15 protein-coding genes and 3 pseudogenes are annotated in these 18,526 nt (G+C 67.1%); 8 read left to right on the forward strand and 10 right to left on the reverse strand.

Features of this window, described 5'->3' with window-relative positions:
- Positions 1–40 precede the first annotated feature (40 nt).
- The 6 genes from P1K32_RS08570 to thsA all read left to right on the forward strand — a co-directional run bounded on the left by P1K32_RS08570 (position 41) and on the right by thsA (position 7,229).
- Positions 41–1,288 carry a response regulator gene (locus P1K32_RS08570; RefSeq protein WP_276249326.1) on the forward strand — a complete coding sequence of 416 codons (1,248 nt, stop codon included), beginning with the start codon at positions 41–43 and terminating at the stop codon, positions 1,286–1,288.
- A gap of 106 nt (positions 1,289–1,394) precedes the next feature.
- Positions 1,395–1,640 carry a ferredoxin gene (locus P1K32_RS08575; RefSeq protein ID WP_220588413.1) on the forward strand — a complete coding sequence of 82 codons (246 nt, stop codon included), beginning with the start codon at positions 1,395–1,397 and terminating at the stop codon, positions 1,638–1,640.
- A 71-nt stretch (positions 1,641–1,711) separates the two neighbouring features.
- The gene (locus P1K32_RS08580) at positions 1,712–3,190 is read left to right on the forward strand and encodes an MATE family efflux transporter (protein WP_276249327.1); all 1,479 of its coding nucleotides are present in this window, start codon (positions 1,712–1,714) and stop codon (positions 3,188–3,190) included.
- Positions 3,191–3,633: 443 nt separating this feature from the next.
- Complete coding sequence (locus P1K32_RS08585) at positions 3,634–4,182, forward strand: KH domain-containing protein (RefSeq protein ID WP_276249328.1); 549 nt, start codon at positions 3,634–3,636, stop codon at positions 4,180–4,182.
- A 199-nt stretch (positions 4,183–4,381) separates the two neighbouring features.
- Complete coding sequence (locus P1K32_RS08590; protein ID WP_349682135.1) at positions 4,382–5,377, forward strand: ATP-binding protein; 996 nt, start codon at positions 4,382–4,384, stop codon at positions 5,375–5,377.
- Positions 5,378–5,549: 172 nt separating this feature from the next.
- Entirely contained in the window at positions 5,550–7,229 is a 1,680-nt protein-coding gene (gene thsA / locus P1K32_RS08595; protein ID WP_276252181.1) for a thermosome subunit alpha, read from the forward strand.
- A gap of 444 nt (positions 7,230–7,673) precedes the next feature.
- On the opposite strand, the gene P1K32_RS08600 is transcribed toward thsA, so the two are convergent.
- The 5 genes and pseudogenes from P1K32_RS08600 to P1K32_RS08615 all read right to left on the reverse strand — a co-directional run bounded on the left by P1K32_RS08600 (position 7,674) and on the right by P1K32_RS08615 (position 10,848).
- On the reverse strand, positions 7,674–7,934 hold the full coding sequence (locus P1K32_RS08600) for a hypothetical protein (RefSeq protein WP_276249330.1): 261 nt from the start codon (positions 7,932–7,934) through the stop codon (positions 7,674–7,676).
- A 179-nt stretch (positions 7,935–8,113) separates the two neighbouring features.
- Positions 8,114–9,442, reverse strand: coding sequence for a pentapeptide repeat-containing protein (locus P1K32_RS08605; protein ID WP_473092376.1), 1,329 nt, complete (start codon positions 9,440–9,442; stop codon positions 8,114–8,116).
- 12 nt (positions 9,443–9,454) lie between these two features.
- A pseudogene (locus P1K32_RS17880) lies at positions 9,455–9,652 on the reverse strand (pentapeptide repeat-containing protein); the annotation flags it as partial.
- Positions 9,559–9,951: a hypothetical protein gene (locus P1K32_RS08610; protein WP_276249331.1), complete on the reverse strand. Its 393-nt coding sequence runs from the start codon at positions 9,949–9,951 to the stop codon at positions 9,559–9,561. The pseudogene P1K32_RS17880 and the gene P1K32_RS08610, both read right to left, overlap by 94 nt.
- Before the next feature lie 366 nt (positions 9,952–10,317).
- Positions 10,318–10,848, reverse strand: coding sequence for a pyridoxamine 5'-phosphate oxidase family protein (locus P1K32_RS08615; RefSeq protein WP_276249332.1), 531 nt, complete (start codon positions 10,846–10,848; stop codon positions 10,318–10,320).
- Between the two features lie 109 nt (positions 10,849–10,957).
- Between P1K32_RS08615 and P1K32_RS08620 the strand changes: the two are divergent.
- Positions 10,958–11,896, forward strand: a pseudogene (locus P1K32_RS08620) (AEC family transporter); the annotation flags it as partial.
- An 11-nt stretch (positions 11,897–11,907) separates the two neighbouring features.
- Here the strand turns inward: P1K32_RS08620 and P1K32_RS08625 are convergent.
- The 3 genes and pseudogenes from P1K32_RS08625 to lrp form a co-directional block, all read right to left on the reverse strand.
- A pseudogene (locus P1K32_RS08625) lies at positions 11,908–13,424 on the reverse strand (MATE family efflux transporter); the annotation flags it as partial.
- On the reverse strand, positions 13,421–14,014 hold the full coding sequence (locus tag P1K32_RS08630; RefSeq protein ID WP_276249333.1) for a TetR/AcrR family transcriptional regulator: 594 nt from the start codon (positions 14,012–14,014) through the stop codon (positions 13,421–13,423). The pseudogene P1K32_RS08625 and the gene P1K32_RS08630, both read right to left, overlap by 4 nt.
- A gap of 276 nt (positions 14,015–14,290) precedes the next feature.
- On the reverse strand, positions 14,291–14,746 hold the full coding sequence (gene lrp / locus P1K32_RS08635; protein WP_276249334.1) for an HTH-type transcriptional regulator Lrp: 456 nt from the start codon (positions 14,744–14,746) through the stop codon (positions 14,291–14,293).
- A 126-nt stretch (positions 14,747–14,872) separates the two neighbouring features.
- On the opposite strand from lrp, the gene glnA reads away from it, so the two are divergent.
- Positions 14,873–16,228 (forward strand): type I glutamate--ammonia ligase, encoded by a 1,356-nt coding sequence (gene glnA, locus P1K32_RS08640; RefSeq protein ID WP_276249335.1) that lies wholly within the window; start codon positions 14,873–14,875, stop codon positions 16,226–16,228.
- Here the strand turns inward: glnA and P1K32_RS08645 are convergent.
- Together P1K32_RS08645 and P1K32_RS08650 are read right to left on the reverse strand one after the other, a co-directional pair.
- Complete coding sequence (locus P1K32_RS08645) at positions 16,225–17,133, reverse strand: phosphatase PAP2 family protein (protein WP_276249336.1); 909 nt, start codon at positions 17,131–17,133, stop codon at positions 16,225–16,227. The genes glnA and P1K32_RS08645 overlap by 4 nt on opposite strands.
- A complete protein-coding gene (locus tag P1K32_RS08650) occupies positions 17,130–18,359 on the reverse strand; it encodes a YihY/virulence factor BrkB family protein (RefSeq protein WP_276249337.1) in 1,230 nt (409 codons plus the stop codon). Before P1K32_RS08650 ends, P1K32_RS08645 begins: the two co-directional genes overlap by 4 nt.
- Positions 18,360–18,526: the final 167 nt, after the last annotated feature.

Below are 18,526 nucleotides of genomic sequence, written 5' to 3' on the forward strand. Positions count from 1 at the left end.
TGCCCGAATCGCTTTTATCCTTGCTTGGCCTCGCGGGTGTATGGATAGCAACGTCGGCGGTGGGCCCGACTCGCCGGCGTCCACGACGGTTCGGATACTGCTCGTCGACGACCAGCCCGACCTCGCGGAGGTCACCGGGCTCCACCTCGAAGACCGGCGCGACAGCTTCGACGTGACCTTTGCAACCGACGGGCCGACGGCGCTCGATACCCTCGCGGAGACGGACATCGACTGCGTCGTCAGCGACTACGAGATGCCGGAGATGGACGGTCTGGAGCTGTTGCGAGCGGTCAAAGACCGCGAGCCGTCGCTCCCCTTCATCCTCTATACGGGACGGGGCAGCGAGGAGATAGCCAGCGAGGCCATCAGCGCCGGCGTCACCGACTACCTCCAGAAGCGAACGACCAGCGACCAGTACGACGTGCTGGCCAACCGCGTCGAGAACGCCGTCGCCCGCCGCCGCTCCGAGCGGGCCCGCGAAGAGTCCGAGGGCCGCTACCGCACCCTCGTCGAGGCCTCGCCCCACGCAATCCTGGTCCACTACGGCGAGGACATCGTCTACGTCAACGACACGATGGTCCGGATGTTCGGCTTCGAGGACCAATCGCAGGCCCACGGCACCGAGGCCATGTCCTACGTCCACCCCGACGACCGCGACGCCGTCCGCGAGCGGATGCATCGGGTGTTAGAGGGCCGCGAGGAGTCCGACTGGATCGCCTGGCGGCTCCTGCGGGACGACGGCGAGATACGCGAGGTCGAGAGCCGCGGGACGCCGGTGGTCTACGACGGCCGGAACGCCGTCCAGGTCGTCGTTCGGGACCTGACCGAGCAACGTCGACGCGAGCGCCAGCTCGCCGCGCTCAACGGCGCCGTCCGCGACCTCGCCGCGGCGGACACCCGGCCCGCCGTCGCCGAGACGGCCGTCGACGCCGCCGTCACGCTGCTTTCGGACCCGACGGTCGCCGTCTTCGAGGACGTCGCGGGAGCCCTGCTCGAACTCGCCGCGGCGGGGGTCGACGACGGTGTCGACTTCCCACCCGACGGCCGGGGACTCCCCGCGGACAGCGTCGAGGTGGCCGCCTACCGGGCCGGCTCCGTCCGGACCGTCGAGTCCTACGACGTCGACGCGGACCGGCTCACCGACGGCGTCGCGTCGGTGTTCCTGTTTCCACTCGGCGACTACGGGCTCCTGTGGGTCGGTTCGACGGACTTTGCCTCGGCCGACCGGAACGCCCTGGCGATACTGGGTCGCTCGGTCGTGGCCGCCTTCGACCGGCTTGCCGACTGACGAGGTACGCGGCTGTTCTGCCGCGGCGAGGGGGGGCACAGTCGCGGCTGTTCTGCCGCGACTGGCGCAGGACAACGCCTTTGTCTATCACCATCGAAACCCGGGTATGAAAATCGAATACGACCGGGACACCTGCATCGGGATGTTCCAGTGTGTCGCGGAGTGGGACGGGTTCGAACGGGACGAGGACGCCGGCAAGGCCGTCCTCGTCGACGGTGAGGAGACCGACGAGGACATCTTCGTCCAGGAGGTGCCCGAGGACGCCGAGTTCGACGCGAAGTTCGCCGCGCGGGTCTGTCCGGTCGACGCCATCGCGGTGTACGACGACGACGGCGAGCAGCTGATTCCCTAGGTCGGCTGCGCCCACGCCCGCACGCGGGGGAGTCGAAAGCCACTCGGTCGTCACGCCCCCAGCACGAGTAGATGGTTCGCCGCTCGCTCGGCACCCTCTTGCGCCGACTCGTCCGCGCCGTCCCGGCGCTGCTGGCCCGCGCCGGCCTCGTCGACCGGAACAAGGCCACGGAGGCGACGGACCTGGCCGCGCCGGTGATGGTCACTGGCGGCCTGCGCATCCTCCTGCGGCTCGCGGACTTCCTGATGGTCGGCATCGCGCTCGGCGACGCGGCCATCGCCGGCCTGGAACTGGGCTTTCAGTACTACTTCGTCGGTTTCGGACTCTCCCTTGCGGTCTCCTCGGGGACGATTAGCGTCGTCTCGCGGCTCCAGGGGGGCGACCGGCCCGACCGGGCGGACCTGGCGGTCAAGCAGTCGCTGTGGCTGGCGCTCCTGCTATCGGCGCCGCTGACGCTGGTCTCGTGGCTCTACCCCGAGGCCCTTGTGGGCGTGCTCTCGAGCGACCCGACGACGATAGACTACGGCGCGACCTACCTCTCCATCGTGATGCTGTCGATGGCCCCGCGGTTCTGGAGCATGGTCGCCTCGCGGGCGCTCGCCGGCAGTGCGGACACTCGCACACCCATGTACGTCCGCCTGCTGACCCTGCCGACGAACGTCGCGCTCAATGGGCTCCTCATCTTCGGCCCCGGCCCGTTCCCCGAACTCGGTATCGCCGGCGCGGCCTGGGGCACCGCCGTCGCCAACACGCTCGCGGCGACCATCTTCCTCGGACTGCTCGTCTCGGGTCGCTACGCGGTCCGGTTGCCCCTTCGCGGGCCACAGTTTGACCTCGGCCTGCTCCGAGAAATTGTCCGGGTGGCCCTGCCGCTGTCGGGGATGCGTCTGCTCCAGAGCTTTGCGCGCTTTCCGTTCCTCTTTATTCTGGGCGTGCTCGGGACGCCGACGCTCGCGGCCTACGCCATCGGCCGCCGCGTCATGCTGCTCGCGCTCATGCCCGCGTGGGGATACGCGACCGCCGCGTCGACGCTCGTCGGCCAGCAGCTCGGCTCGGGTGACGAGGAGTCGGCGAGCGACTACGGCTGGCAGACGCTCAGAGTGGCCCTCGCTGTTCAGCTCGCCGTCGCCGCCGTCCTCGTCGCCTTTGCCCGCCCCATCGTCTCTCTCTTTGGCACCGCCTATCCCGGCCTCGCCGCCCAGTTCGTCCGCGTCTTCGGCCTGCTCGTCGCCGGCTTCTCCGTCTCCCGGACGATGCGTGGGAGCCTCCGGGGCGCCGGCGACACCCGCTGGCCGCTCTATGGCACTATCCTGGGCGGCTACTGCTTCCGGCTGCCGGTCGCGATGCTCGCGCTGCCCGCGGGCTTTGTCGTCACCGTGCCCCTTGTCGGCCTCTCCGTTGCGCCCGGCCTCGGCCTGGGACTGCCCGCCATCTTCGTCGCCCTCGTCGGGGACTTCTACCTGAAGGCGGCGGTGAACACGGGCCGCTTCTGGACCGGGAAATGGCGCGACGTGGCGCGGAAGTCGGCTGTGGGTGCTAGTGATGACTGATTCCGGCAGGGTCTTCTTCCCATCTACAGCTACCACCCTGACAGCAGTTCAGGACAGCCAGAAAGCCCCGGCCAGTTGCACTCCCGCGCCTCGCTGCGCGCTTCCTTCGCTCACTACGTTCGCTCAGTCCAGTGCTTTCGTCGTCGGGGTTCGTGCAACTGGCCGCCCCTTTCAGTCCCGCCCCGTGGAACAGCCGACCGGGCGGGACTGAAAGGGGCCGGACGCTCAGGGTGCGAGACGACGCAAGCACCGCAGCGAAGCGAGGAGCGCAGCGAGTCGGAGCCCCTGAGCGTCCGGGGGCTTTCTGGCTGTTCTCAACCCGGTTCGCAGGTCACTGTCTGGCGACTTTCGCTCGATTAGTACCCACACAGACACACCCACACACAGACGATACTAGCGCCGAAGTCTTAAACAGGCAGAACCACGTAAGCGCAACTATACTTATGAAACACGTGAAGATACCGCAGGACCGGATCGGTGTGCTGATCGGCGAGGGCGGTGAGACGATGCGCGAGATAGAGGAGCGTGCGGAGGTGCGTCTCGACATCGACTCGGAGGACGGCTCCGTCAAGATAGATACCGTCGGCGACCCCGTGACCGGGCTGAAGGGGCCGGACATCGTGAAGGCTATCGGCCGCGGGTTCAAGCCCGAGGACGCCCTGGCGCTGCTGGACGACGACATGATGATGTTCGAGATGATCGACATCGAGGCGGCTGCCCGGAACAAGAACGACCTCCGGCGCCAGAAGGGACGGCTCATCGGCGAAGGCGGCCGGACTCGCGAGCTGATGCAGGAGCTGACCGGCGCCGCCGTCGTCATCTACGGCTCGACGCTCTCCATCATCGGCGGGCCGGAACAGGTCGACGCGGTGCGGGAGGCCGCCGAGATGCTGCTCGACGGGGCGCCCCACGGCTCGGTCTACTCGTTCCTCGAACGCAAGCACAACGAGATGAAGCGCAACGAGATCGAGTACCACCAGTTCACGGGGTAGCCGACGGGCTGGCCGCGGTCTGGGCCGCCTGCCGTAGCCGAACTGACAGTGCAACGTCCCGTCGGCGTTTTTTCACGTTCTGGGCGTAACATATAACCCTTCGAGCGGTCAATAACTCCGGAAGACAACCGTGCCGAACAACACCGACGGCCAGGGCGGGACCACCGAGACGGAGAGTGGCCAGACCGTCACCGAGGTCATGAACCGGCTGGAAGAGCTCCGCGACGAGGAAGCGGACCGCTCGGCCGCGACGGACGAGGGAATCTTGCTCGACCAGCTCGAAGAGGTCGAGAGCCGGCTGCTGGCCTTCGGTGAGGGGCTGGGCGGGAACCCGGAGGACGTGACCGACCTGCCCTTCACCGAGGAGGCGGGGCTCGACCATATGCCCGAACCGCTCTACGTCCGTCACGACACGGAGATGCTGAATCAGGTGACGTCGTGGCTGTTGCAGGACCAGCATATCGGGCTCGTCAGTCCCTACGGAACCGGGAAATCCGCCTTCCGGGAAATCGTCCTGCGTGACCTCGACAAGCACGACGACTTCGTCGTGACACATCTGGACAACCCCCGTGAGACGACGGCCCGGTCGCTGTACCAGACGATACTGGAGGCCGCCTACGCGGCGGGCTACTCGGTCAATCCGGGTCGCTACTCGCAGGTCAGGAACGGCATCCCGTGGGCGACCTCGGAGGCGAAACAGGCGGTCCACGAGATCGTCGGGCGCGTGCGAGAAGACGGGAAGACGCTGCTGCTTGTCGTCGACGAGATAGAGGTGCTCACCGCCGACCTGCTGTCGCCGCTGCAGGTGGCCGGCGACGCCGGCGTCCGACTGTTCCTGACCGGCACCCCCGAAGGGAAGCGCCGCGTCGCCGAGATTCGGGGCACGCTCGACTCGCGCCTTCGCTACTACGAGCACATCGACCCCTTCTCGCCCGACGACATCGCCGAATACATCGCCCGCTCGCTGGCGTACTTCCGTGACGAGCCCTACAACGGCCAGGCGCCGGACCTCTTTACCCGCGAGGCCATCGAGGACATCCACGAACGGACCGACGGTAACCCCCGCGAGGTCCGCATCGAGTGTCGCGAACTGTTCACGCGAGCGGCCTTTGTCTGGTACCGCACCGGCCAGGACATCGACCGGATTCAGGTCACCCCCGAACTGCGCCACCGCCGCTTCGGGATGGGCTACTGACTTTCTCCCGTCGATATCGATTCTGACGCCCGCTCAGGGGCCTATATAAAGTGGGCACGACAACACGTCTCACACCACCTAGCGGGACCGCAGTGTAGCGGTCGAACGCTCGCCACCACAACATTTATATAGAATCACTTTCAATCATCGTGTGACTATGGCTCAACAGCAGATGGGCAACCAGCCCATGATCGTACTCTCCGAGGAGTCCCAGCGCACATCTGGGAAGGACGCCCAGTCGATGAACATCACGGCGGGCACGGCCGTCGCCGAGGCCGTTCGGACCACGCTCGGTCCGAAAGGCATGGACAAGATGCTCGTCGACAACTCCGGCTCTGTCGTCGTCACGAACGACGGCGTCACCATCTTAGACGAGATGGACATCGAGCACCCGGCGGCCAACATGATCGTCGAAGTCGCCCAGACCCAGGAGGACGAGGTCGGGGACGGCACGACGACGGCGGTCGTCATCTCGGGTGAACTGCTGTCGAAGGCCGAGGAACTCCTCGACCAGGACATCCACGCCACCATCCTGGCTCAGGGGTACCGCCAGGCCGCAGAGAAGGCAAAGGAGATTCTCGAGGAGAACGCCATCGACGTCGACGCCGACGACACCGAGACCCTAGAGAAGGTCGCCGGCACGGCGATGACCGGCAAGGGCGCCGAGTCCTCGAAGGACCTGCTGGGCGAGCTCGTCGTCCGCGCGGTCCAGTCCGTCGCCGACGACGACGGCACGGTCGACACCGACAACATCCAGATCGAGACCGTGGTCGGCGGCGCCACCGACGAGTCCGAACTCGTCGAGGGCGTCATCATCGACAAGGAGCGCGTCCACGACAACATGCCCTTCGCCGTCGAGGACGCCGACATCGCGCTCCTGGACACGGCCATCGAGGTCCCCGAGACCGAACTCGACACCGAGGTCTCGGTCACCGACCCCGACCAGCTCCAGGAGTTCCTCGACCAGGAAGAGAAACAGCTCAAGGAGTACGTCGACCAGATCGCCGCCACCGGCGCCGACGTCGTCATCTGCCAGAAGGGCATCGACGACATGGCCCAGCACTACCTCGCCCAGGAGGGCATCCTCGCGGTCCGACGCGCCAAGAAGTCCGACATCGAGGCCCTCTCCCGGTCGACGGGCGCCCGCATCGTCTCGAACATCAACGACATCGAGACCGACGACCTCGGCTTCGCCGGCTCCGTCGCACAGAAGGACATCGCCGGCGACGAGCGCATCTTCGTCGAGGACGTCGAGGACGCCAAGGCCGTCACGATGATTCTGCGCGGCGGTACCGAACACGTCGTCGACGAGGTCGAGCGCGCCATCGAGGACTCCCTCGGCGTCGTCGCCGCCACGCTGGAGGACGGCAAGGTCCTCCCCGGCGGCGGTGCCCCCGAGACCCAGCTCGCGCTCGGTCTGCGTGACTACGCCGACTCCGTCGGTGGGCGCGAACAGCTCGCCGTCGAGGCCTTCGCCGACGCCATCGACGTCATCCCGCGCACGCTCGCCGAGAACGCGGGCCACGACCCCATCGACTCCCTCGTGGACCTGCGCAGCAAGCACGACGGCGGCGACGTGACCAGCGGGCTCGACGCCTACACCGGCGAGGTCGTCGACATGGAGGAAGACGGCGTTGTTGAGCCGCTCCGTGTCAAGACCCAGGCCATCGAATCGGCCACCGAGGCCGCCGTGATGATCCTGCGCATCGACGACGTCATCGCCGCGGGCGACCTCAAGGGTGGCTCCGGCGACGACGACGAGGACGAAGGACCTGGCGGACCCGGCGGCGCCGGCGGCATGCCCGGCGGCGGCATGGGCGGCATGGGCGGCGGCATGGGCGGCATGATGTAGGCGAATCGAGGTAACGAGATTCGCCGAACAGGCGAACGGGCGTAGCCCGTGAGCCTTCCCACACTTCACTCGGGCGCTACGGCCCTCGTTCAGGCAAAAACGTGGGGAAAAATCGCTGCGTGCTCCCTTCGCGGGCCTCCGGCCCGCGGCGGTCCGCGCGCTGCGGTTGAACCGGCGCGCTGCGCGCGCCGGATGCTCGTCCCTACCGCAGTCCGCACCGCTCGCTAACCGATTTCTCTCTTTGCGTTTCGATTCGCCGAGTGCAGACAGTAGTGGCCTCAGTGCAACTGTAACTCGGGACCGTTCTCAGCGGCCGTGTTGCTGACAGGGAGCCAATTGATCAGAGCCGACTGCTGTGGATCGAGCGTAACCACTTTACAGGGTTGTTTTAATCAACAGGGTCTGATGCCGTCGTAAGTATTGCTGTAGTTCGTTGCAAGTGGGTCAGGACAGCCAGACGATTACCGCTCCGGCGGCAATTGCGACCACGTCACCCAGCAGGAAGATGCCGCTACCCTCCGAACCAACATACCCGATTGCCGGGACAGCTGCGACCCGAGTGGTATCTAGATACGGTTCTGCGAGCAGGTTGTACGCACCTATGAAGATCAAGACGATTCCTGCGACCATGAATAATATCTTCAGCTTCGCTCTCGCTTTAAGTCCGTAAATTTCCGCGTTGAGTCGCCATCTCTCCCAGTCCATATCATGATAAAACGGGGCAAATTAATTAATCGTGTTGGGGAGAGGATACAGTAATTAGCACTGTCAGCCTTGTTTGAAAGCTCCACGAGAGATACATCTCAGTAGACCTACTATATACACAGTTTGTATCTTGCAACCTTTTCGTATCAGACCCCGGCCATTTCCACAAACCACGGCAATCAGAACCGCTCCCGATTGCCCAGAATGTAGCCCAGTAACACGATGAGGAGTGTCCCGCCGAACGTTTCTATCAGCGCGATGGCGTCGACGAGCGGGAGCGTCGGTTCGCTGTCGACCGGCGGCGCCGTTGTGAAGGTCACCACGCTGTAGTAGATGGGCTCGGTGATGCCGGGGTCGAGTTCGTAGGCCACCGCCGCGACGGCGAAGAGCACGAGCATCCACACCGTGAGACGGAACGGGCGGACGCCGAAGCCGGTCGTCACTCGGGACGCCCACGAGCCCAGATAGGCCCCGTAAGCAGCGAGGTTGCCCTGCCCGGGGGTCACGCTCGGCCGGCCCTCACCCAGCTGCACGTAGCCAGTGAGCGACCCGTTTGCGCGGGCCTCGTACCCCCTGGCGCGGCGTTCGAGGACGTGCTGTCGGCGGGCTTTCCCCACGAGTCCGGCCTCGCTGTAAGCGCCTTTCAGGTCGTTGTAGGCCCGGGCGATGGCGTCCCACGCCGCGGCGTCGTCGGCCGCGTCTTCGGCGCTCGTCTGGGCCCCACAGCGGGTCCCCTGGCTCACGGTGATGTCAGTCAGCACGCTCTCGCGGAGGTCGCCGCCGCCCAGCCGCGCGCCGCGACAGTCTGCGTCAGTCAAGTCCGTGCCCGAGCAGTCCACTGCGGGGAGGTCGGCGTCGGCCAGCGTCGCGCCGGCCAGGTCTGCCTCCCTGAGCGTCAGTCGGGCGCCGCTGGTGGCTTCGAGGCTGGCGTCGGCCATGTCGGCGTTCCGGAACGTCGCGCCGTGCAGCGTCGCCCCGTCGAGCCGGACGCCCTCGAATCTGGCGTCCCGGCAGATGGCTCCGGCCAGGCTCGCCCCCTCGAGCACGCTGTCACTGAGGGTCGCCTCCCGCAGGTTCGCCCCGGTCAGGTCGACGTTGCGGAGGTTCGCTCCGCTCACCTCCGCCCGGCCGAGGTTCACGCCGGCGCAGTTCGCGTCCCTGAGGTTCGCCCCCTCGAGGTCGACCTGTGCGAGGTTCGCGCCGTCGAGCTCGGCGCTGTTGCAGTTCGCGCCCCGCAGGTCCGTCCGGCCGAGATACGCGTCGGTCAGGACGGCCTTGTACAGCGTCGTCCGCCGCAGCGTCGCCCGCCCGATAGAGGCGTCGGTCAGGTCCGCGCCCTGCAGGCTCGCCCGCGTCAGCGTGGCCCGACCCAGCACCGCCCCGGTCAGGTCCGCCCGTCCCAGATACGCTTTCGTCAGGTCGGCGCTCTCGACGTTCGCGTCGGTCAGGTCCGCCCGGCCGAGGTAGGCCTTGTGCATATCGGCCCGGTACAGTTTCACCTCGACCATCGTCGCGCGCCGGAAGTTCGCGTCGCGAACGTCCGCCTCCCGCAGGTTCGCGTCGGTCAGGTCCGCACCTTCCAGGGTCGCCTCCCGCAGGTCGGCTCCCCGGAGCGTGGCGTCGGTCAGGTCCGCACCCGCCAGGTTCGCCCCGCGGAGGTCGGTGTCCCGGAGCGAGGCCCCGCGGAGGTCGGCGTCGGTGAGCGTCGCCCCGCGCAGGTCGGCCCCCGCAGGGCGGTCCCGGCGAGGGCCGCCCCTCGCAGTGTGCAGCCGGCAAGCGCCGACCCGTCGAGCAGCTCGGTAAAGGGCCCGCGTCGTCCCGGGGCCGGCTGGGTCGCCGAGTCGACCGACTGTGCCGCGTCGCTGTCTTCGGGTAGTGTCTCACCGGCGTGCCAGCGACAGCGGTCGGCCCCGTCCGCAACTGGGCGCGCACAACAGGCGGCCTGGGCGGCTTCGTCGGCCCGCCGCTCAACCCGAAGGCACTCGGCCGGCCACTCGAATCCGCACCGCTCGACCATATGTCGATTTCACGACCAGTCGGTTTAGCTTCCAGGGCCGGCCTCGCCGTACTCGCGACGGCCGGCTCGCCACTGCTCTCCGACTCACTTCGCTCCCCGGGTCACTCCGCTCGCCGGTTCGCTTCGAGGCCTCCTGTTGGTCGGCCTCGCGACGTTCGCCGTCGTCGGGCGGCCATGCCGCCCGACTGCCTGCGGGACCCCCGGCCCCGCTCCGGTTCGCTTCGAGGAACCTCACTGTGTTCGGTTCCTCGCTACTGCTCGCGGCTTCGCCGTCGTCGGGCGGCCATGCCGCCCGACTGCTTGAGGGACCTCTGGTCCCTCCCCGCTGCGCTTCTTCGAGGAATCTCCTTTCAGTCGATTCCTCGCCTACTCCATCCGGCCCGACGAGTCGGGCTCTCTGAGTTCGGGCGGCAGCTCGAGCTGTTTGATACCGGCCCGCTCGTGGATGTCGAACCGATAGATGGCGGTTGTCTCCACTCCGCGGTTCGCTTCGCTTCGAGGCGCGTCGCGCCTCGCTTCGCCCGCTCGTTCGAACAGGTCCGGGCGCCAAGCGATGTCCATCCGCTCTTCGAGGGCTTCCCGCTCCGCCTCGGAGACCGCCTCGATTGTCCCGGTCAGCAGCACGCTGCGCCAGTTGAACGTCGTCTCCACGCTGTAGACGAGAAACTGGGCCACGCCGGCCTGGTCGGTCACGGTCGCCTTCTCGCTTTCCGAACCCAGCACGTAGATGAAATACAGCGCGTCGTCGCCGTCGTACCAGTAACTCAGGGGGCGAAGCATCGGCGCCCCGTCGGTGGGGACGCCGAGGACGCCGACGCTCTGGCTCGAGAGGGTCCCCTCGATGTCGTCGTCGTCCATCCGGTGCATCCCGAACGAGTCGAGGTCTTCGACTGTCATATTCTGGCTTGGTCTGTCTGTGATATAAGCGTACTAGGCTGGTCCACAGTCCTCGTCGGCCCGTCTCCGAGCCGAAACAGTTCTGGCCCTCGCCGCGTGACACCCACCAGTGTCGCTGTTCGGAATCTTCGCGACGGCCATCCTCCCCATCGTCGCCGTCGCGGCCGTGGGCTACGCGCTGGGTCGGTACCGCGACGTCGAGGCCGACGCCCTGAACACCATCACCGTCTACGTCCTCGCGCCGGCACTCGTCGTCCACAGTCTGGCCACCTCCGAACTGGGCGGGGGGACCATCCTCTCCGTCGTCGGGGCCGTCGGGCTCTTTACGGCCGTGATGCTCGCCGTCGGCGAGGCGGTGGGCCGACTCTCGGGCCAGCGGGAACCGATGCTGGGCGCGTTCGTCCTCGTCGCCGTCTTCCCTAACACCGGCAACTACGGCATCCCGCTCGCGGACTTCGTCTTCGGCCCCACCGGCCGCAGCGTCGCGGTGCTGGTCACCGCCCTCGAGGCCGTCATGATGTACACCGTCGGTATCTACATCGCGGCCCGGGGCGGCGAGAGCGACCCGCTCGCGGATATGCGGCGGGTGTTCGGCGTCCCGTTCGTCTACGCCGTCGTCGTCGCGCTCTCGGCCCGCTACGCGGGCGTCGTGCCGCCCGTCGAGTCGACGCTGATGCAGACCCTGGAACTCGTGGGCAACGCCTCGATTCCCGTAATGCTCCTCATCCTCGGGATTCAGCTGGCCGGCGTCGACATCGAGGGGACGCTCCGACCCGTGGGGGCGGCGGGCGCGTTGCGACTGCTGCTCGCGCCCCTGGTCGCGAGCGCGGCGGTGCTACTCGTCGGCGTCGGCGACACGACCGTGGCTCGTGCGGTCGTCCTCCTGCTTGCGACGCCGACCGGCGTAACCACTATCATTCTCGTCGGCGCGTTCAGCGACGTCGGCGACGGGCTGGCCCCCGGCGAGTTCACGAGTGCGACCGTCTTCGTCACGACGGTCGCGAGCGTCCTCACCGTGACTGCCCTCGTCGCGGTGCTGGAGGCGGGCTGGCTCGTCTGGTCGTCGGCCACCGCCGCGTCGGGGTCGGCCCGCGGGTCGGCGTCACGCCAGGTTCCGCGGGTGAACCACGCGAAGGCGAGCGCCGCGGCGACGACGTTCGAGACGCCGAAGAGAGCCAGATACCCTGCTCGGCCAGCGAGAACGACAGTGCGTCGACGACGCCCGTTCCGAGCGTCGCCGAGACCGCAAAGAGTGGGTCGGCCGCCCAGGCCGGCAGGGCGACGGGGCGGGACATGACCCACGCGACCGGCAGGCGAAGGACGCCGAGCATCGTCACCGCCAGCGCCGCCGCGGTGAGGGTCTTGCCCGCGCCCCGGAACCCGCCCGAGTAGGCCCGGACGATGCCGATGAAGCCGAAGGTGGGCGCGACCCACTGGAGGAACTCGGCGCCGACGCGGACGACCTCCGGGTCGTCGCTGAAGACGCTGACCACCGCGGGGGCGGCGAAGATGGTGACGACGCCCAGGATAGAGAGGAGGACGAAGGAGACTTTCGCCGCAAAGTGGTTGGCCCGCCCCGCCCGGTCGGGGTGGTCGGCCCCGAGGTTCTGGCCGGTCATCGTCTCGACGCCGCGGTCCATCGCGATGGCGGGCATGAACACGAGCGAGAACACGCGGATGCCGACGCCGAAGGCGGCGACGACGGTGACCGAGAACGTCCCGACGATAAACAGCATCGCGTTGACCGACAGCGCCCGGCCGGTCCCCTCGATGGAGGCCGGGACGCCGATGGCGAGTAGCTTCTTCAGGTACGTGAAGTCGGGCACCATGTCCCGCGGGTTGACCTGGATGCCGCGGTCCCCCCGCAGCATGATGGCGATGCCGACGGCGAAGGCCAGCCCCCGCGAGAAGATGGTCGCGACGGCGGCCCCGACCACGCCCAGCTCCGGGAACGGCCCCCAGCCGAAGATGAGGAACGGGTCGATGACGATGTTCAGGATGACGGTGCCGAGCATGACGAGCATCGGCGTGATGGTGTCGCCGGCCCCCCGCATCAGCGAGATGAACACGAAGAAGCCAAACATCGTCGTCAGCCCCAGCGAGACCACCTGCAGGTACCCCGTCGCGCCCGGCAGGACCTCCGGGGACGCCCCCAGCACCCGAAGGAAGTCCTCGACGAAGAAGTAGCCGACCGACCCCAGCAACAGGGAGCCGGCGACCGCGAACGTCAGCGTCTGGGAGGCGGCGTACTCGGCCTGGGCGTGTTCCTCGGCCCCGGTGTGCTGGGCGACCAGCACGCTCCCCGCGACAGAGAGGCCCATCCCCAGCGAGATGAGCAGGAATATCATCGGGAAGGCAAACGAGATGGCCGCCAGCGCGGTCGTGCTGTACTGGCCGAGCCAGAAGGTGTCGGCGAGGTTGTAGGCGACCTGCAGGAGGTTCGTGATGACGATGGGAAAGGAGAGATACAGCAGCGGCTTCCCGATGGGGCCGCTGGTCAGCTCCAGCTCCTCTTTCCCCTTGAACAGCCCGCCGAGGCGGGCTGCCAGGGCGCTCACGCGCTCGCGGGCGCTCATGCGCTGAGCGCCTCCGGGCCGGCCAGCAGGTTCGTCTCCACGTAGTCGGCGAGCATCCGCTGGCTACACTCGACGGGCTGGCCGGCGGTGACCCGCTGGGTCGACGTACCGGTCAGCACCGTCACGATGAACTGTGCGGTGTCTTCCGGGTCGACGTCGGCGTCGAAGGTCCCGTCCGCGACGCCCGCCTCCAGAATCCCGGTCAGTTCGGCCACGAGGTGGTCGTCGAACCGTGTCAGCCGGTCGCGAAACCTATCCTCGTACGGCGCTTGCGCGCGGATTTCGAGAATCGCGGTCTCGAACTCCTCGCGGTTGTCACGCTCGGTCAACACTGCGTCGACGAGGCCGAGTAGCCGCTCGTGTGCGTCGTCACCCTCGAGGTCGGCCGTCCGTTCGACGAACCGCTCGTAGAGGTAGTCGAGAAACGCACACAGCAGGTCGTGCTTGCTGTCGTAGTGGTAGTGCAGGGCGGCCTTGCTCTTTGAGGACTCGTCGGCGATGTCCTGCATCGTCAGGTCCGCGTAGCCGTGCGAGCAGAGCGCGCGATAGGTCGCACACATTATCTCCTCGGCGGCGTCGCCATCGCTCATTGACAGTACTAACTGACTGGTCAGTCAAGAACCCGTTGGTTCCGTGCCAGTTGCCGTGTCTGTCTCACACACTGGCCGGTCCACGGCGACCGTCCAGAACGCCGCAGGCAGATACCGCCCGTCGACTGGCTGCCGACCCGACAGTCTGTCCGGTCGCGGAGTCGCAGGTATCGGCGATCCGGAACGCGCTCGCCAAGCCACGGACAGCGCAGCCGCTGTGTGGGCGGTGTCTCCCTCCGCTCGCGACTTGCGGCCCCGTCCCGGTGTCGCTGTGCCTTACTTCAGGTCGAGCTCGAACTGCTCGTGTTCGCTGGCGGTGTTCAACACGACGGAGGTGTTGGACTCGTTGATCTCCGGGTCGGTGAGCAGCTCCTTGATCTGGGCGTTCATCCCGTCGGTGTCGGTGAACTTGCCGACGGCGATAATGTCGTAGTCGCCGGTGACCTCGTACACCGATATCATCTGCTTGTGCTCTTTGAGGCTCTCGGTCACGTCGGGCAGGGAGGACCCCTCGACCTTGAGCTGGATGATGGCCGTGACGTCGTAGCCCAGCGCGTCGTAGTCCACCTTCGGGGTGTAGCCGTTGATGATGCCCTCCTCTTCCAGGTCCGAGAGGTGGTTCGAGACGGTCGTCACCGACACGTCGAGGTCTTCTCCGAGGCTTCGGAGGCTGGCACGGCCGTCGCCCAACAGTGCATTCACTAACTTGCGGTCGAGATTTTCATACGTCATTACATCCACTCACGGTAGCGGGGGATTAGAATTTTACGAATGTCCAAATGCGGCCGAGCAGGCCGAAATCCTTGCGCATAACGGCAGGGTTTTAGTATTAGCAGTGTTCCTTCCCGGTGTCCAAGCATGACAAGCGAACTTTCCGCTGAGGCAGAGGAGGTACTCGACGAAATCGAAGAACAGAACGTCGACTTCCTTCGCCTCCAGTTCACCGACATCCTCGGTACGATCAAGAACGTCTCGATTACGGCCGACCAGGCCGAGAAAGCATTCACGGAGGGCATCTACTTCGACGGCTCCTCCATCAACGGCTTCGTCCGCATTCAGGAGTCCGACATGCGTCTGGACCCGGACCCGTCGACGTTCGAGATTCTGCCGTGGCGCGAGAACGTCGAGGGGGGCTCCAGCGCTCGCCTCATCTGTGACGTCATCGACACCTCGACCGGGAAGCCGTTCTCCGGCGACCCGCGAGGCGTCCTCAAGCGCGCCATCGACCGCGCCAACGAGATGGGCTACGAGGTCAACGCCGCTCCGGAACCGGAGTTCTTCCTGTTCGAGGAGGACGAAGAGGGCCGCGCGACCACGAAGACAAACGACGCCGGTGGCTACTTCGACCTCGCGCCGAAGGACCTCGCCTCCGACGTCCGACGTGACATCATCTACGGGCTGGAGGACATGGGCTTCGACATCGAAGCCTCCCACCACGAGGTCGCCCAGGGTCAGCACGAGATCAACTTCACGTACGACGACGCCCTGACCACGGCCGACAACGTCGCCACCTTCCGCTCTGTCGTTCGCGCTATCGCGGCAGAACACGACCTGCACGCGACGTTCATGCCAAAGCCCATCCCGCGCATCAACGGCTCCGGGATGCACACGCACATCTCGCTTTTCACCGAGGACGGCGAGAACGCGTTCCACGACGACGACGACGAGTTCAACCTCAGCGACACGGCAAAGAGCTTCACCGCCGGTATCCTCGACCACGCACCGGCCATCACGGCCGTCACCAACCCGACGGTGAACTCCTATAAGCGCCTGGTCCCCGGCTACGAGGCCCCCGTCTACGTCGCCTGGTCCGACCGGAACCGCTCGGCGCTCATCCGCAAGCCGGCCGCCCGCACCCCGGCCGCCTCGCGTATCGAGGCCCGCTTCCCCGACCCGTCCTGTAACCCGTATCTCGCCTTCGCGGCGCTCATCCACGCCGGGCTGGACGGCATCGAGCGCGACCTCGACTGCGAGGACCCGGTCCGCGAGAACATCTACGAGTTCGACGAGGAAAAGCGCGAAGAGTACGGCATCACCACGCTGCCGACGAACCTCGGCGAGGCCGTTGACGAACTCGAACAGGACGAGGTCGTCATCGACGCCCTCGGCGAACACGTCTTCGAGAACTTCGTCGAAGCCAAGCGCTCCGAGTTCAAGGACTACCTCGTCGACGTCTCCCAGTGGGAACTCGACCAGTACCTCGAGACGTTCTAACTGCCGCTACCACGACCGCTTTTTTTCGTGACGCGCTCACCGACCAGCGGCAGCGACAGCGCGATACCGGTGCCGGCGGCCGCGAGGATGCCAACCACGGCGTCCTGTGGGGACAGTGTGACCACCACGAGACCGATGGTTCCGAGCGAGACGCCCCCGAGAGCGGTCGTGACCACCCCGCCCCGGCGGGTCGGTGCCGGCACCCCGTCGAGGGCCGTCCACGCGACCAGCCCGCCGACGCCCATCCCCAGCACCCCGGCGGTGTCCCGGGTGAGCCCGCCCGCGACGACGCCGACGAGGGCCACGACCGTCACGAGAGCGAACACGCGCGTCGGCGTCTGCAGGCGCGTCAGGACCAGCCAGAGGGTGGCGGCGGCGATGGCCGCGCCGGCGACCACGTCGACGAGGTAGTGCACGCCCAGCACGAGCCGCGAGAGCGAGACGACCGCGACGACCGCGGCCGCGACGGCGTAGCGCTGTCGCCGGGTACCCACCCGCAGCGCCCACGCGAACCCGCCCCAGACCAGCACCGACGTGGTCGCGTGCCCGCTCGGGAAGCCATAGCCCTGGCCGGTGACGACCGACTCGTAGAACGGTTCGACGGGCCAGGGGAGGTCGGCGGCCGCGGCCACTATCTCGGAGTTGGGCGGCCGCGGAAACGCGAAGACGCCTTTCAGCGCGAAGCCGACGGCGGCGGCGGTAGCGACCAGCCCGACCAGCATCGCGCCCCGCTCGCGGGTGAGGCCCCGTCCCAGCCACGGCGTGGCCGAGCCCAGCCAGTACAAAAGCAGGCTCGCCGTCGAGACGAACCAGAAATCACCGAGCTGTGTGAGGACGGCAAAGAGCACGATGACGGCGGTCGGCAGCTCCGTCAGGAGCTCCGTGACGCCGACGCCGCGAGTCATTCACGCCAGTCGCGTACCTTATCGAGGGCGATACCCGGCAGCCCGGTGACCCGGAGTCCGAGCCCGACGACGACCATCACGACGTAGAGCCCGAGCGTCGACAGCCAGACGACCACCATTGCGAGCACCGCCCAGACGCCCTGCAGGTAGTAGAACGCGCCCAGGGTCATGATGGTCCCGTACAGCAAGACGAGATAGGGGCCCCAGCCGCGGGCGTGCCCCCGGCGCATCCGCCGACGGACGTACTGCTTGAGGTCGCTCTCGACGTCGTCGCGGTGGAGTGTGCGGTCCTCCACGTCGTCGCGGAACGCCTCGAACTCCTCGCGTAGCTCTTCGAGCTCTTCGTCGGTCAGGTCGTCGACCCCCCCGCTCTCGGTGGGCGGGGGTGTCTCGCTGTCGGCATCCTCGCTCATCGCTTTGTTGGCCCGTCGAAGGGAATCGTGTTGTAATTGCCGGTCCGTTCCCCCGCTCAATACGGCGTTGAGTACCGCCCCCAGCAACAGGAGCTGGCCGGCGAAGTAGAACCACGTCACCAGCAGGAGGGCGCCGCCGATGACGCCGTAGAGCTGGAACCCCCCAGCGACGGAGGCATAGAGGCTGAAGACGGTCGCAAGCACCGTCCACCCGACGGCCGCGAACACCGTGCCCGGGAGTACCCCCCGGACCGTCGTCTTCGTGTCGGGAAAGAGGTAGTACAGCGGGAGGAAGGCGACGACGAGGATGGGAATCAGCGCCAGCCCGCCCAGTGCGACGTCGACGCCGAAGACGGCGCCAAGCGAGCCGACGACGGCAAAGCCCACCAGGGCGAGGCCGATGCCGCCAAGCGCCGCGGCCGCGTCGACGAGGCTGTCGAGAAAGCCCCCGACCTCGTGGGTGTCGTAGATACGCGAAAAGGCCGTATCGACGCCGCGAAACACCTTCAGCGCCCCCCAGACCATCACGACGAGACTCACCGCGGTCGCCCCGCCCCGCCCGCTGGCGTTAGTGAGCGCGTTGCCGAGCAGCCGCGCCGACTCCGGCGTCAACGCCGCACCCACGGCCGAGACGACCTGATCCGCGAACGCCTCGTCGCCGACGAACGTGGCGATAGCGAGCGCGAGCAACAGGAGCGGCAACAGGGAGACGAACATATAGTAGGCGATACTGGCGGCGAGAAAGGAGACCTGCTGGGTCCGGACGGCACTGACGAGGTCCCGACCGACGCTGACGGTGCGGTTCCGGTTCACAGTCGGCTATCGAACGGCCCGCACATATATCGTAACAATCGAAACAGTTTACACATCGACCGCACGGGACCGTGTGGTCGCGTCTGCAGCGATGTTCGATGGCGAGATAGCACTGCGAGCGGCCGGTGTGTGCGGGTTCCGCGACACCGTTCTATCACAGAGGTATT

This window comes from Haloarcula rara (assembly GCF_029338235.1).
In the GTDB taxonomy this organism is placed as follows: Archaea; Halobacteriota; Halobacteria; order Halobacteriales; family Haloarculaceae; genus Haloarcula; species Haloarcula rara.

Excerpts from the sequence above, each read along its gene's own strand:
- P1K32_RS08570 (WP_276249326.1), top strand. The coding sequence starts at position 41 with ATGGATAGCAACGTCGGCGGTGGGCCCGACTCGCCGGCGTCCACGACG.
- P1K32_RS08575 (WP_220588413.1), top strand. The coding sequence starts at position 1,395 with ATGAAAATCGAATACGACCGGGACACCTGCATCGGGATGTTCCAGTGT.
- P1K32_RS08580 (WP_276249327.1), top strand. The coding sequence starts at position 1,712 with ATGGTTCGCCGCTCGCTCGGCACCCTCTTGCGCCGACTCGTCCGCGCC.
- P1K32_RS08585 (WP_276249328.1), top strand. The coding sequence starts at position 3,634 with ATGAAACACGTGAAGATACCGCAGGACCGGATCGGTGTGCTGATCGGC.
- P1K32_RS08590 (WP_349682135.1), top strand. The coding sequence starts at position 4,382 with ATGAACCGGCTGGAAGAGCTCCGCGACGAGGAAGCGGACCGCTCGGCC.
- thsA (WP_276252181.1), top strand. The coding sequence starts at position 5,550 with ATGGGCAACCAGCCCATGATCGTACTCTCCGAGGAGTCCCAGCGCACA.
- P1K32_RS08600 (WP_276249330.1), bottom strand. The coding sequence starts at position 7,934 with ATGGACTGGGAGAGATGGCGACTCAACGCGGAAATTTACGGACTTAAA.
- P1K32_RS08605 (WP_473092376.1), bottom strand. The coding sequence starts at position 9,442 with ATGGTCGAGGTGAAACTGTACCGGGCCGATATGCACAAGGCCTACCTC.
- P1K32_RS08610 (WP_276249331.1), bottom strand. The coding sequence starts at position 9,951 with ATGGTCGAGCGGTGCGGATTCGAGTGGCCGGCCGAGTGCCTTCGGGTT.
- P1K32_RS08615 (WP_276249332.1), bottom strand. The coding sequence starts at position 10,848 with ATGACAGTCGAAGACCTCGACTCGTTCGGGATGCACCGGATGGACGAC.
- P1K32_RS08630 (WP_276249333.1), bottom strand. The coding sequence starts at position 14,014 with ATGAGCGATGGCGACGCCGCCGAGGAGATAATGTGTGCGACCTATCGC.
- lrp (WP_276249334.1), bottom strand. The coding sequence starts at position 14,746 with ATGACGTATGAAAATCTCGACCGCAAGTTAGTGAATGCACTGTTGGGC.
- glnA (WP_276249335.1), top strand. The coding sequence starts at position 14,873 with ATGACAAGCGAACTTTCCGCTGAGGCAGAGGAGGTACTCGACGAAATC.
- P1K32_RS08645 (WP_276249336.1), bottom strand. The coding sequence starts at position 17,133 with ATGACTCGCGGCGTCGGCGTCACGGAGCTCCTGACGGAGCTGCCGACC.